The sequence below is a fragment of the Streptomyces sp. NPDC001502 genome, assembly GCF_042894785.1.
GTDB classification, from domain to species: Bacteria; Actinomycetota; Actinomycetes; order Streptomycetales; family Streptomycetaceae; genus Streptomyces; species Streptomyces kutzneri.
Genome location: NZ_JBIAVW010000008.1, coordinates 173,188 through 185,336 on the forward strand (window position 1 = coordinate 173,188; position 12,149 = coordinate 185,336).

Genomic DNA, 12,149 nt, shown 5'->3' on the forward strand with positions numbered 1-12,149 from the left:
GTCCGGTCCGCCCCCACTTACGCTGGTCCGGACATGACTGCTCCCGTTTCCCCCGCTCGCCCCGCTCGCCCCACCGCGCGTGCCCTGACGCCCGTGTCGAAGGTGCTGCGGCTGTGCCTGCACGCACTCCTCTTCGGCCTGCTCGCGCTCGCCGCCGGGCGGGCCGTCACCGACTCCGCGCCCCGGGCCGGATGGGTGATCGCCGCCTGCGCGGTGCTCGCCGCCGTCTACGCGGGCGGCGTACGGGCCCCCGCCGTGCACAGCTCCCCGCGCGCCGGGGCGCTGTGGCTGGCCGGGCTCGGCGCGGCCTGGGCGGCGCTGCTCGTGGTCTGCCCCGACGGGCTGTGGATCGCCTTCCCGCTGTACTTCCTGGAGCTGCATCTGCTGCGGCTGCGCTGGGGGGTCACGGCCGTCGCGGTGACCGCGTGCGCGGCCATCGCCGGATTCCTCGCGCACAGCAGCTCGGTGACCCCCGGGGCCTTCCTCGGGCCGTTGCTGGGCGGGGCGGTGGCGGTGGCGACCGTACTGGGCTACCAGGCGCTGTACCGCGAGAGCGAGCGCCGCCGGGAGCTGATCGAGGAGCTGATCACCACCCGGGCCGAGCTGGCCGCGGCCGAGCGGGGTGCGGGGATCCTGGCCGAGCGGGAGCGCCTGGCCCGGGAGATCCACGACACCCTCGCCCAGGGGCTGTCCTCCATCCAGCTGCTGCTGCGGGCGGCCGAGCGGGCGCTGCCGGCGCTGCCGGCGCAGGCTCCGGCGCTGGAGCACATCGCCCGGGCGCGCGAGGCGGCCCAGGAGAACCTCGCCGAGGCGCGTCGTTTCGTACGGGCCCTCACCCCGCCGGACCTGGAGCGCGGGTCGCTCGCGGCGGCTCTGGAACGGCTGTGCGCGGGGGTCCCGGGACCGCGCGTGCGGTTCTCGCTGAGCGGCAGCCCGCGGGTGCTGCCCACGCCGTACGAGGTGGCCCTGCTGCGGATCGCCCAGTCGGCACTGGCCAATGTGGTGCGGCACGCGCGGGCCGGGCGCGCCGAGATCACCCTGACGTTCATGGACGCCTCGGTCACCCTGGACATCGTCGACGACGGGCACGGCTTCGACCCGTCCTCGGTCGCGTCCGGCGCGGGCGACGGCGGCTTCGGGCTGCCCGCGATGCGCTCGCGCGCCGAGACCCTGGGCGGGCTGTTCACCGTGGAGTCCGACCCCGGGCAGGGCACCGCCGTGGCCGTCACCCTGCCGCTGCCCCTGGAACATCTGGAACACGCGGATCAGGCGGATCGCGTGGAACAGGCGGATCACCCCGTACATCCGGACGCCGTGGAGGCCCTGTGACCATCCGTCTCCTGCTCGCCGACGACCACCCGGTGGTCCGGGCCGGGCTGCGCGCGGTGCTGGACACCGAACCGGACTTCGCGGTGGTGGCCGAGGCGGCGACCGCCGAGCGGGCGGTGGAGCTGGCCGCCCGGGAACCGGTGGACGTGGTGCTGATGGATCTCCAGTTCGGTCCCGGTCCCGGTATGCACGGCTCCGAGGCGACGGCCCTGATCACCGCCCGCCCGGGCGCGCCCCGGGTGCTGGTGCTGACCACGTACGACACGGACGCGGACATCCTGGCCGCGGTGGAGGCGGGCGCCTCCGGCTACCTCCTCAAGGACGCCCCGCCGGAGGAGCTCGCGGCGGCCGTACGGACGGCCGCCGCGGGCCAGTCGGCGCTGGCCCCGGCGGTGGCGCTGCGTCTGATGGACCGCATGCGGACCCCCGCGGAGGCGCTGACGAAGCGGGAGCTGGAGGTGCTGCAACTGGTCGCGGACGGCCTGTCGAACCAGCAGATCTCCAAGAAGCTCTTCCTCAGCCAGGCCACCGTCAAGTCCCACCTGGTGCACGTCTACGCCAAGCTCGGCGTCGACTCCCGCACCGCGGCGGTCGCGGCGGCCGCCACGCGCCGGCTGATCCGCACGCCGTAGGGGGGCTGGCCCCAGGGCGGACAGGCGGGGCTGCAGGCGGGTGCGCGGCGCGGGCCGACGGGAGCATCGGGGGTGTCGAGCCATCGAGTCCCCGGAACGAGAGCGAGCCCACGATGCCTGCCACGTCCATCCCCGCGCGCCGTGCGGCGGAGCGCCGCGACCCCGGCCCGCCGCCCGCCGCCGTCCGGGCCGCCTTCGTGCTCTGGGTCAGCGCCGTGGCCGCGGGCGCCTTCGAGACCGCGCTGATGGTGGGCCGGGCTCCGGCCGACGGGATCGGTGCGGGTCTGGCGGTGCGGCTCGCCGTGTTCACCGCCGCCGTGCTGGTCGCCTTACGCATGCGCCGCGGCGCCGGCTGGGCCCGGATCACGCTGGCGATCGGCCTCGGGATCCTCGGCACCGCCTCGCTGGTGGCCGAACCGCTCGGGTACCTCCTGGACGGCGGGTCGCTCTCCGCCGCGCTCGCTCGCGCGGACGCCCTGGAGTGGGTTTTCGGCGTCAGCAGGACGGTCCATCTGGCGGCCGTGCTGACGGCCGTGGTCCTGATGTTCCGGCCGGCGGCGAACCGGTACTTCCGCAGGTCCGCGTAGGGCCCGGCCGACAGGGCACCCTCTACGCCACCCAGTGCGGCCGCTCCACCGCCGACGGCAGCGGGATCCCGTCGTGGAAGGCGCTCGCGAGGCGGCGGATGCCCTCGTCGAGCCGGTGGGCGGGGAGCGTGTACGGGATCCGGAGCCGGTGCTCGAAGGTGCCCGGGTCCACCCCGAAGCGCGCGCCGCGGCCGATGTGCACCCCGGCCGCGGCGGCCCGCTCGGCCAGGGCGGAGCTGACCGGCTCGCCCAGGTCGACCCAGAGCGAGAGTCCGCCCGGCGGGACCTGCCAGGACCATTCCGGGGTGTGCCGCTGGAGCGCCTGCACCAGGGCCTCGCGCCGGCTCCGCAGCTGCGCCAGCCGTGCGGGCAGTTCCCGCTCCATGCCGTCCAGCAGCGGGAGCGCGACCAGCTGGTCGAGCACCGAGCCGGTCATGTCGGCGGAGACCCGTACGGCCGTCAGCTCCGTGATCATCTTCGCGGTGGCCCGGATCCACCCCACCCGCAGCCCGCCCCAGTGCGTCTTGCTGAGCGAGCCGATGGTGATCACGTGGTCCGCGCCCCCGCGCGGGGCGAGGGAGGCCAGCGGCGCGGGCGCGGGCACGTCCAGTGCGATGTCGGCGATCGTCTCGTCGACGACCAGCCAGGTCCCGGTGGCTCGGGTCACCGCGAGCAGCCGGAGCCGCTGCTCCGGCGGCATCAGCGCGCCCGTCGGGTTGTGGAAGTCGGGGATCACGTACGCCAGCCTGGGCACGGTCTGGCGCAGCGTGGACTCGGCTATCTCCAGATCCCATCCCGCGTCGGAGACGGCGATGGATCCGGTGCGCAGCCGCGCGTGGCGCAGGGCGTCGAGGGCGTTGGCGTAGGTCGGGTTCTCGGTCACGACCCGGTCCCCGGGCCCGCAGAGCAGGCTGACGACCAGCGAGAAGGCCTGCTGGGCCCCGGCCGTCACCAGGATCTGCTCGGGGCGCGTGGGGAGTCCTCGCCGGGTGAACCGGTCGGCGACGGCGCTGCGGAGGTCGGGCAGGCCGAAGGGGTGGTAGCCGGGGCTGCGGGCGAACTCGGGCAGCCGGGGCGCCGCCCGGGCGAACGCGTCGGCGAGGCTGCCCTCCGGCGCTCCCATGGCGGCGATGGCGAGGTCGACACCGGGATCGCCGTCGGCGCTGTATCCGCCGGCGCCGAGGAGGGCGTGGGCTCCGACCGGGCGGTGGCCGTCGGGGAGCTCGGTCCAGGTGCCGGAGCCGCGCCGGCTGCGGACGTAGCCGCTCTCGCGCAGCAGGTCGTAGGCGCCGGTGACGGTGGCCCGGCTGGCGCCGACCGCCTCGGCGAGTTCACGTTCGGCGGGCAGCCGGACGTGCAGGGCGACGCGTCCGTCGAGGATCAGCGTGCGGACGGCGTCGGCGAGCGCCCGGTAGCCGGGGCGGGCCAGGACGTCGGCGGGCAGCAGGGCCGCGAGCTGACGGCTGCCGATGGTTCTGTCCGCTGTCTGGACCACTCGCCCGATTGCCATGCCAACCTCCCCTGATTGGCTCTGACGGCCAGGCCAATCGAGGACCAGACTCGCTGTATTGGCCCTCGATTGGCAAGGAGATCCCGAGATGCTGACCGACCGTGACGAACGTTCCCTGCTGGCCGCCGCCGAGAACCGGATCGCCCGACCGCTGCGGATCGGGGCCGCGCTGGCCTCCGTACGGCGCACCCTGGCACGGCGGTCCCACGCGCGTACGCAGCAGCGAGAATCGGTGGCATGTCATCCCACACACACTCCGATCCACCCCTGATCGCGGGCCTGCTCCTGGCCGCCGGCGGCGGTCGCCGGCTCGGCGGACGCCCCAAGGCCCTGCTCCCCTACCGCGGCCGCCCGCTCGTCGAGAACGCCGTACGGGTCCTGCGCGAGGCGGGCTGCGGCCCGGTGCACGTGGTGCTCGGCGCCTCGGCGGCCGAGGTCCGCGAGCGCGCGGACCTGGCCGGCTGCACGGTCGTGGACAACCCGGACTGGGCTCAGGGGATGGGCTCCTCGCTGCGGGTCGGCCTCACCTCCCTCGCCGGTACGGGCGCCCGCGCGGCCCTGGTCTCGCTGGTGGACCAGCCGGGCATCGGCCCGGCGGCGGTGGCCCGGGTGCTGGCGGCGTACCGCTCCCCCACGAGCCTGGTGGCGGCGGCGTACGGCGGGGAGCGCGGCCACCCGGTGCTGTTCGGCGCGGACCGCTGGGCCGACATCGCCGCGACGGCGACCGGCGACAAGGGCGCGCGGGTGCATCTTGCGCGACATGCCGAAGAGCTCATGCTGGTGGAGTGCTCGGACATCGCGGAGGCCTTCGACATCGACACGCCGCCCGACCTGGCACGACTCCTCTGAGCACGGTGTGACGGCAATGGCACTGAGGGCCACCGGGAAGCGGAATCTGTCGACTCAGAGAATCTCGACATCAACAAACCATTGAACTTCCACCATGAGGAAATTACTATCCACTGGTCAGAAGCGCCCTGAACCCCCAGACGGCGCCCGCGACCGTATTCCGGAACTCTCCACACCCGACGGCACTGCGTGCCGTCTCGCGCGAGCATTCCCCCGCGGCCGCCAGGCACCGCCGCTGAAGGAGTGACAGATATGTCCGCACCAGCGCCGTCCCCGCTGGCCATCGTCGACGCCGAGCCCCTGCCCCGGCAGGACGAAGTCCTCACCGAAGCGGCCCTCGCCTTCGTGGCCGAGCTCCACCGGCGGTTCGCCCCCCGCCGCGCCGAGCTCCTCGCCCGCCGGGCCGAGCGCCGTGCCGAGATCGCCCGGACCTCCACCCTCGACTTCCTCCCGGACACCGCACAGGTCCGCGAGGGCGACTGGAAGGTGGCGCCGGCCCCGGCCGCGCTGAACGACCGTCGCGTGGAGATCACCGGTCCGACGGACCGCAAGATGACCATCAACGCCCTCAACTCGGGCGCCAGGGTCTGGCTCGCCGACTTCGAGGACGCCTCCGCTCCCACCTGGGAGAACGTCGTCCTCGGCCAGCTCAACCTCATCGACGCGTACGAGCGTCGCATCGACTTCACCGACCCGCGCACCGGCAAGGCGTACGCGCTGAAGCCCGCCGACCAGCTCGCCACCGTCGTCATGCGGCCGCGCGGCTGGCACCTGCAGGAGCGCCACCTGCGCTTCGAGGGCGGCCCGGCCTCCGGCTCGCTCGTGGACTTCGGTCTGTACTTCTTCCACAACGCGAAGCGCCTGATCGACCTCGGCAAGGGCCCGTACTTCTACCTGCCGAAGACGGAGTCGCACCTGGAGGCCCGCCTCTGGAACGAGATCTTCGTCTTCGCCCAGGACTACGTCGGCATCCCCCAGGGCACCGTCCGCGCGACCGTCCTCATCGAGACGATCACCGCCGCGTACGAGATGGAGGAGATCCTCTACGAGCTGCGCGACCACGCGGCCGGCCTGAACGCGGGGCGCTGGGACTACCTCTTCTCCATCGTCAAGAACTTCCGTGACGGCGGCGAGAAGTTCGTCCTGCCGGACCGCAACGCGGTCACGATGACCGCCCCGTTCATGCGGGCGTACACCGAACTGCTGGTCCGCACCTGCCACAAGCGCGGCGCGCACGCCATCGGTGGCATGGCGGCCTTCATCCCGTCCCGCAAGGACGCCGAGGTCAACAAGGTCGCCTTCGAGAAGGTCAAGGCCGACAAGGACCGCGAGGCGGGCGACGGCTTCGACGGCTCCTGGGTCGCCCACCCCGACCTGGTCCCGATCGCGATGGCCTCCTTCGACGCGGTGCTCGGCGAGAAGCCGAACCAGAAGGACCGGCTGCGCGAGGACGTCTCGGTGGCCCCGGGCGAGCTCATCGCGATCGACTCCCTGGACGCGCGGCCGACGTACGAGGGCCTGCGCAACGCGGTCCAGGTCGGCATCCGCTACATCGAGGCGTGGCTGCGCGGCCTCGGCGCCGTCGGCATCTTCGGCCTGATGGAGGACGCGGCCACCGCCGAGATCTCGCGCTCGCAGATCTGGCAGTGGATCAACGCGGGCGTCGTGTTCGAGAACGGCGAGAGGGCCACGGCCGAACTGACCCGCAAGATCGCGGCCGAGGAACTGACCGCCATCCGCGCCGAGGTCGGCGAGGAGGCCTTCACGTCCGGCAAGTGGACGCAGGCCCACGACCTTCTCCTCCAGGTCTCCCTGGACGCGGACTACGCGGACTTCCTGACCCTCCCCGCCTACGACCAGCTGGTCGGCTGATACCCGGATTCGGCTGAAACGCACAGCGGCCGAAGCCTGCCGGCTCCGCCCCCGTCGCCTCACGGCACGGGGGCGGAGCCGTTTGCGTTCCACAACAGGAAGAACCAACTCCCGAACGACCGGTCGGTCGTTACTTGTTCGTAACGTGACTGTACCTAGCGGTAACAAGTGGGCCCGTGTCACCTTTCCGATGCCACCGGCCGGCGGTACCCCCACTTCCCAGCCACGCGACACAGTCGTCGCCGACTTCGGCGTGGCCGAACGCAGGAGTTCCGCAGTGATCGGATTCCGCAACGCCAACAAGGACCGGGACCACAGTCGGATGCGACGGCTGGCCGGGGCCGGAATGGCCGTACCGCTCGCCGCCGCACTGCTGGCCGGCGGAGCCGGGACCTCCGCCGCCAGCCCGGGAACGGGACCCACCGCCGTGGTGTCCATGGGCGACAGCTACATCTCCGGTGAGGCCGGGCGCTGGAAGGGCAACAGCCTGACCAACAGCGGCAGCCGGAACGGGACCGACCGGGGCTGGGTCAGCGGCAGCACCTACGACCCCGCCAAGGTCTACGGGACCACCGTCGGCGGATGTCACCGCTCCGACTCCGCCGAGGTGCGCAGCGCCGGGGCGATCGCCGACGTCGCCGTCAACCTCGCCTGTTCCGGGGCGGTTTCGGACAACGTGTTCCGCGCCTCCAACGGCGGCGTCGCCTACAAGGGCGAGGCCCCGCAGGCCGATCAGCTCGCCGCGGTGGCCGCGAGCCACAACGTCAAGGTCATCGCCCTGTCCATCGGCGGGAACGACCTCGGCTTCGCCGACATCATCAAGGACTGCGCGCTCGACTTCGTCATCTGGAACTCGTACTGCTACGACGACCAGCAGTACGGCGTCGACCAGAAGATCGACGCGGTCATGGGCAAGGTCGGCAAGTCCGTGGACGAGATCCGGGCCGTGATGCGCGCGGCCGGGTACGCCGACTCCTCGTACCGGATCGTGCTGCAGTCCTACCCGTCGCCGATCCCGCGCGGCGCGGAGAACCGGTACACGCAGAGCGACTGGAGCCGGCTCAACACCGGCGGCTGCCCCTTCTGGAACCGGGACTCCGACTGGGCGCGGGATTCGCTCGTGCCGCAGATAGCGAACCGGATCAAGGGCGTCGCGGCGGCCAAGGGCGTGCAGTTCCTGGACCTGCGGGACATGATGCAGGGCCGCGAGGTGTGCGCGAAGGCGAGCAAGCAGGTGAGCTCCACCGTGCCGGCCTCGGCGAAGACGAGCGAGTGGGCGCGCTGGATCGACAACAACGAGTCGCAGGGGCTGATCCAGGAGTCCATGCACCCGAACTACTTCGGCCAGCTGGCCGCGGGGCGCTGCCTGGCCCTGGTCGTGGCCCAGCCCGCGAGCTCCGGCTTCAGCTGCAAGAACACCGCGGGCGGGGACCAGACGGGCATGTTCCTGACCCCGGCCTCCTGAGCGGTCCCGCCGTCGGGGCTCCACCGGGCGACACGGCCCGGTGGAGACCCGTGGGGGCCCGTTCGGGTCAGTGGGACTGCGCGAACGGTCCTTCGGCGCGAGTCTGGGGGTGACGGACTGGGCGACGGACCGCGGGCCCGACGCGGCGCGCCGCGTCCGGAGGGAGCGTGATCGGCGTGGCCCGGAACCGCCGCCTGATCCTGAGCACGCCGTCCGAGGTCTGGCGCCTGCTGTCCGACGGCCACCGCTACGGCGAGTGGGTCACGGGAACCCGGCAGGTCCTGGCCGCGGATCCGCACTGGCCGGACGTGGGGGCCCGCCTGAAGGTCCGGGTCGGCGCAGGCCCCCTCACCCTCGACGACACGTGCGTGGTCCGCCGGTGCGAACCGGAACGCCGCCTGGAACTGGAAGCGCGGGCGGAACCCTTCGGCGCGGCGCGCATCGCCATGCACCTGGCCCCCTGGGGCGAGAACACCCTGTTCACCCTCGACTGGCACCCCTTGCGGGGACCCGGCACCCGGATGCACGGACTCCCCGTGGACTACGTCGTCGCCATCCGCAACGGCATGATGCTGACGAAGCTCGCCCGGATCGCGGTACGCGAGCACGCCGATGCGCAGGTCACCGGTCGGGGGCGGTGAGCACCGACAGGATGTTGCCCGCCGGGTCCTTGAACCAGGCGATCGTGGGCATGCCGTCCTCGCCGTGCACGATGCCCTTGGCGTCCGACTCGAAGCCCTCGTAGCGCTCGAACGCGACTCCGCGCGCGGTGAGCTCGTCCACGGCCCGTTCGACGTCGTCCACGGGGAAGTTCAGGATCGTATAGACCGCGGGCCGGTGGTCCTCCTTCGGGTAGACCATGACGGAGGTGCCGCCTGCGAGGTCGAGGCGGAGCAGGCCCATCTCCTGATCCTCGGAGACGCTCAGGCCGAGGGTCGTGCCGTAGAACTCCTTGGCCTTCTCCAGGTCGTCGACCGCGAATCCGCTGAATGCCCTGCTGTTTTCGAACATGGCCGTTCCTCCGGTCCGGGGAGCCCCGCTTCCCATGGTCCCTCCGGGACGGCCGGGCGGCGATTCCACACGTCGGCGCCCGGCGGAAATCGGGGTGATCGGTGCGAGGGGGGCTGGCATGCTCGGGCGCATGGCAGCCCGTGACGCACGTCCCAGTCTCTACATATCCGTCGACATCGAGGCGGACGGACCCATTCCAGGACCGTATTCGATGATCAGCTTCGGGGCCTCGGTCGCGGGCCGCCAGGACGGCGCTTCGTATACGGCCGCCGATCCGGAACAGCTCACCTTCTACCGGGAGTTGCAGCCCATCAGTGAGGAGTTCGTGCCCGAGGCGCTGGCCGTCAGCGGGCTGGACCGCGACCGCCTCGTGCGGGAGGGCGCCGATCCGGCGGCGGCCATGGCCGAATTCCGCACCTGGGTCCGGGAGGTGTCCGCGGGGGCGCAGCCGGTGATGTGCGGCTACCCGGCCTCCTTCGACTGGACCTTCCTGTACTGGTACCTGATCCGGTTCGGCGGGGACAGCCCCTTCGGCCACTCCGGCTGCCTGGACATGAAGACCCTCTACGCCGCGAAGGCGCGGGTGCCGCTGCGGGCCGCCGTGAAGGGCCGGATGCCGCGCGGGCTGCTGTCGCGGCGGCGCCACACGCACCACGCCCTGGACGACGCGATCGAACAGGCCGAGCTGATGAGCAACTTGATGCTGTGGACCCCTCCCCCGGTGTCCGCCCCGGCCGCCGGACGGTCCCCGCGCATCACTCACCTCTCGTGGGGCCGGATCGAGGCCGAAGGGCTCGCCCCCGGCAAGGACTTCAAGCTCTGGCCGGGCGGTGGCCGCCCCTGGGACTGGTCCGAGCACGGTACGCGGCACGATCCGGGCATCCGGCCCCAGGAGGTGCGCGAGCTCCTCGGCCTCGGGGTGACGGCGGTCGTGCTGGGCCAGGGCATGGAGAAGCGCCTCGGGGTCGTACCGGAGACGCTGGAGGTGCTCCGGGCCGCCGGGGTCGAGGTACACGCGGCGGAGACGACCGAGGCCGTGGAGATCTACAACCGGCTGGCGCGGGACGGGCGGGTCGGCGGCCTCTTCCACTCGACCTGCTGAGCCGGGCACGGACACGGGCACGGACACGGGCACGGACACGGGCACGGACACGGCGGCGCGCACGCCACACCCGCAGTGGGTGGCGTACGCGCCGCCGCTGCGTGCGCCCGGTGGCAGGGAGCCGGGTGTCAGTGCACCGGTACCGGGTCCGGCGCGGCCCCCGAGGCCGCGCCCTTCCTGGCGCCGAGGTGGTTGAAGGCCAGGTTCAGCAGGATGGCCACCACGCACCCGGTGCTGATACCGGAGTCGAGGACGACCAGCAGGTCCTTCGGGAAGGCGTGGTAGAACTCCGGCGCGGCGATCGGGATCAGGCCGATGCCCACGGAGGCGGCGACGATCAGGGCGTTCTCGCCCTTCTCCATGGCCGCTCCGGCCAGGGTCTGGATGCCGCTGGCCGCGACCGAGCCGAAGAGGACGATGCCGGCGCCGCCGAGGACCGGCAGCGGGACCACGCCGATGACGGAGGCCGCCATCGGGCAAAGGCCGAGGAGGATGAGGATCCCGCCGCCCGCGGCGACGACGAAGCGGCTGCGCACCTTGGTCATGGCGACCAGCCCGATGTTCTGGGCGAAGGCGCTGCACATGAACCCGTTGAACAGCGGGCTGATCGCGCTGCCGAGGGTGTCGGCGCGCAGGCCGCCCTCGATGGTCTTCGCGTCCGCCGGACGGCCGACGATCTTGCCCAGCGCGAGGATGTCGGCGGTGGACTCGGTCATGCAGACCAGCATGACGATGCACATCGAGATGACGGCCGCGACCTGGAACTGCGGGGCGCCGAAGTGGAAGGGGGTCGGGAAGCCGACCACCGAGGCGTTCTTGACGGCGTCGAAGCTGGTCATGCCGAGCGGGAGGGCGATGAGGGTGCCGGCGACCAGGCCGAGGAGGATGGATATCTGCTGGAGGAAGCCGCGCAGGAACTTGCGCATCAGCAGGACGATCACGAGGGTGACGGCGGCCATGCCGATGTTCCGCAGGGATCCGTAGTCGGTGGCGGTGCGGTTCCCGCCCTGTGACCAGTTGAAGGCGACGGGCAGGAGCGAGATGCCGATGAGGGTGATGACCGTACCCGTCACGACCGGCGGGAAGAAGCGGACGAGCTTGCCGAAGTAGGGGGCGGCGAAGAAGCCGACGGCTCCGGCGACGATGATCGCGCCGAAGATGACGGGAAGGGCGTTCTCCCCCTCCCCCTTGCCGATCGCGATCATCGGGGTCACTCCGGCGAAGGAAACGCCGTTGACGAAGGGGAGTTTGGCGCCGATCTTCCAGAAGCCGAGGGTCTGGAGGAGGGTGGCGAGGCCTGCCGTGAAGAGCGAGGCGCCCATCAGGAAGGCGGTCTCGGTGGCCGAGAGCCCGACGGCCGGTCCGAGGATCATGGGCGGGGCCACGACTCCCGCGTACATGGCGGCCACGTGCTGCAGACCGCTCGTGAACATCTTCAGCGGAGGCAGGGTCTCATCGACCGGATGCTTCTCCTCCGGTACTGCGACTGCATCTGCATCTTTGCGAAACCTGGGCGCCTGGGCCACGGCTTCCTCCGTTCGGTTGAACACGCCGGCAGGGGCATGGTGTCTTGGAGGTGGTGCGAAAGCGGTGCGAGTCGAGCCTGTATGCGGTTGTGGGTGGTGCGAATACTTGTCCCAAGGGGTGCGGAAACGAGTCGCCCGATCATCGGTTCCGCGCTGCGGTCCGGCTCAGGGCCCCGGCCGGAGCGAGCCGGACCGGTTCGTGAGCTGGGGGTGCCGCGGCAAGGGCGCGTCCTGCGCGCCGCGGGGCTGGTTGCACGAGTCACCGC

The 12,149-nt window shown here is 72.1% G+C and carries 12 protein-coding genes; 9 read left to right on the forward strand and 3 right to left on the reverse strand.

Annotation, left to right across the window (positions count from 1 at the left end):
- Positions 1 to 33: 33 nt before the first annotated feature.
- The 3 genes from ACFY0D_RS16305 (at position 34) to ACFY0D_RS16315 (ending at position 2,548) form a co-directional block, all read left to right on the forward strand.
- Positions 34 to 1,329 (forward strand): sensor histidine kinase, encoded by a 1,296-nt coding sequence (locus ACFY0D_RS16305; protein WP_390798950.1) that lies wholly within the window; start codon positions 34 to 36, stop codon positions 1,327 to 1,329.
- The gene (locus tag ACFY0D_RS16310) at positions 1,326 to 1,961 is read left to right on the forward strand and encodes a response regulator (RefSeq protein ID WP_390798951.1); all 636 of its coding nucleotides are present in this window, start codon (positions 1,326 to 1,328) and stop codon (positions 1,959 to 1,961) included. The genes ACFY0D_RS16305 and ACFY0D_RS16310 overlap by 4 nt, the downstream gene beginning before the upstream one ends.
- 113 nt (positions 1,962 to 2,074) lie before the next feature.
- Positions 2,075 to 2,548, forward strand: a complete 474-nt coding sequence (locus ACFY0D_RS16315) for a hypothetical protein (RefSeq protein ID WP_390798952.1) — start codon at positions 2,075 to 2,077, stop codon at positions 2,546 to 2,548.
- A gap of 22 nt (positions 2,549 to 2,570) precedes the next feature.
- Here ACFY0D_RS16315 and ACFY0D_RS16320 read toward each other — a convergent pair whose 3' ends face one another.
- Entirely contained in the window at positions 2,571 to 4,058 is a 1,488-nt protein-coding gene (locus ACFY0D_RS16320) for a PLP-dependent aminotransferase family protein (RefSeq protein ID WP_390798953.1), read from the reverse strand.
- Positions 4,059 to 4,146: 88 nt separating this feature from the next.
- Between ACFY0D_RS16320 and ACFY0D_RS16325 the strand changes: the two genes are divergently transcribed.
- The 5 genes from ACFY0D_RS16325 (at position 4,147) to ACFY0D_RS16345 (ending at position 8,885) form a co-directional block, all read left to right on the forward strand.
- Positions 4,147 to 4,329, forward strand: coding sequence for a hypothetical protein (locus ACFY0D_RS16325; RefSeq protein WP_390798954.1), 183 nt, complete (start codon positions 4,147 to 4,149; stop codon positions 4,327 to 4,329).
- On the forward strand, positions 4,296 to 4,907 hold the full coding sequence (locus ACFY0D_RS16330) for an NTP transferase domain-containing protein (protein ID WP_390798955.1): 612 nt from the start codon (positions 4,296 to 4,298) through the stop codon (positions 4,905 to 4,907). The genes ACFY0D_RS16325 and ACFY0D_RS16330 overlap by 34 nt, the downstream gene beginning before the upstream one ends.
- A 252-nt stretch (positions 4,908 to 5,159) precedes the next feature.
- Positions 5,160 to 6,779, forward strand: coding sequence for a malate synthase A (gene aceB, locus ACFY0D_RS16335; RefSeq protein WP_390798956.1), 1,620 nt, complete (start codon positions 5,160 to 5,162; stop codon positions 6,777 to 6,779).
- A 322-nt stretch (positions 6,780 to 7,101) separates the two neighbouring features.
- Positions 7,102 to 8,244, forward strand: coding sequence for a GDSL-type esterase/lipase family protein (locus tag ACFY0D_RS16340; protein WP_390799096.1), 1,143 nt, complete (start codon positions 7,102 to 7,104; stop codon positions 8,242 to 8,244).
- A gap of 176 nt (positions 8,245 to 8,420) precedes the next feature.
- Positions 8,421 to 8,885: an SRPBCC family protein gene (locus ACFY0D_RS16345; protein ID WP_390798957.1), complete on the forward strand. Its 465-nt coding sequence runs from the start codon at positions 8,421 to 8,423 to the stop codon at positions 8,883 to 8,885.
- On the opposite strand, the gene ACFY0D_RS16350 is transcribed toward ACFY0D_RS16345, so the two are convergent.
- Positions 8,866 to 9,255, reverse strand: coding sequence for a VOC family protein (locus ACFY0D_RS16350; protein ID WP_390798958.1), 390 nt, complete (start codon positions 9,253 to 9,255; stop codon positions 8,866 to 8,868). The two genes, ACFY0D_RS16345 and ACFY0D_RS16350, sit on opposite strands and share 20 nt — an antisense overlap.
- 130 nt (positions 9,256 to 9,385) lie before the next feature.
- Between ACFY0D_RS16350 and ACFY0D_RS16355 the strand changes: the two genes are divergently transcribed.
- Complete coding sequence (locus tag ACFY0D_RS16355) at positions 9,386 to 10,357, forward strand: MTH938/NDUFAF3 family protein (protein ID WP_390798959.1); 972 nt, start codon at positions 9,386 to 9,388, stop codon at positions 10,355 to 10,357.
- Positions 10,358 to 10,485: 128 nt separating this feature from the next.
- On the opposite strand, the gene ACFY0D_RS16360 is transcribed toward ACFY0D_RS16355, so the two are convergent.
- Positions 10,486 to 11,883, reverse strand: coding sequence for a nucleobase:cation symporter-2 family protein (locus ACFY0D_RS16360; protein WP_390799097.1), 1,398 nt, complete (start codon positions 11,881 to 11,883; stop codon positions 10,486 to 10,488).
- Positions 11,884 to 12,149 lie beyond the last annotated feature (266 nt).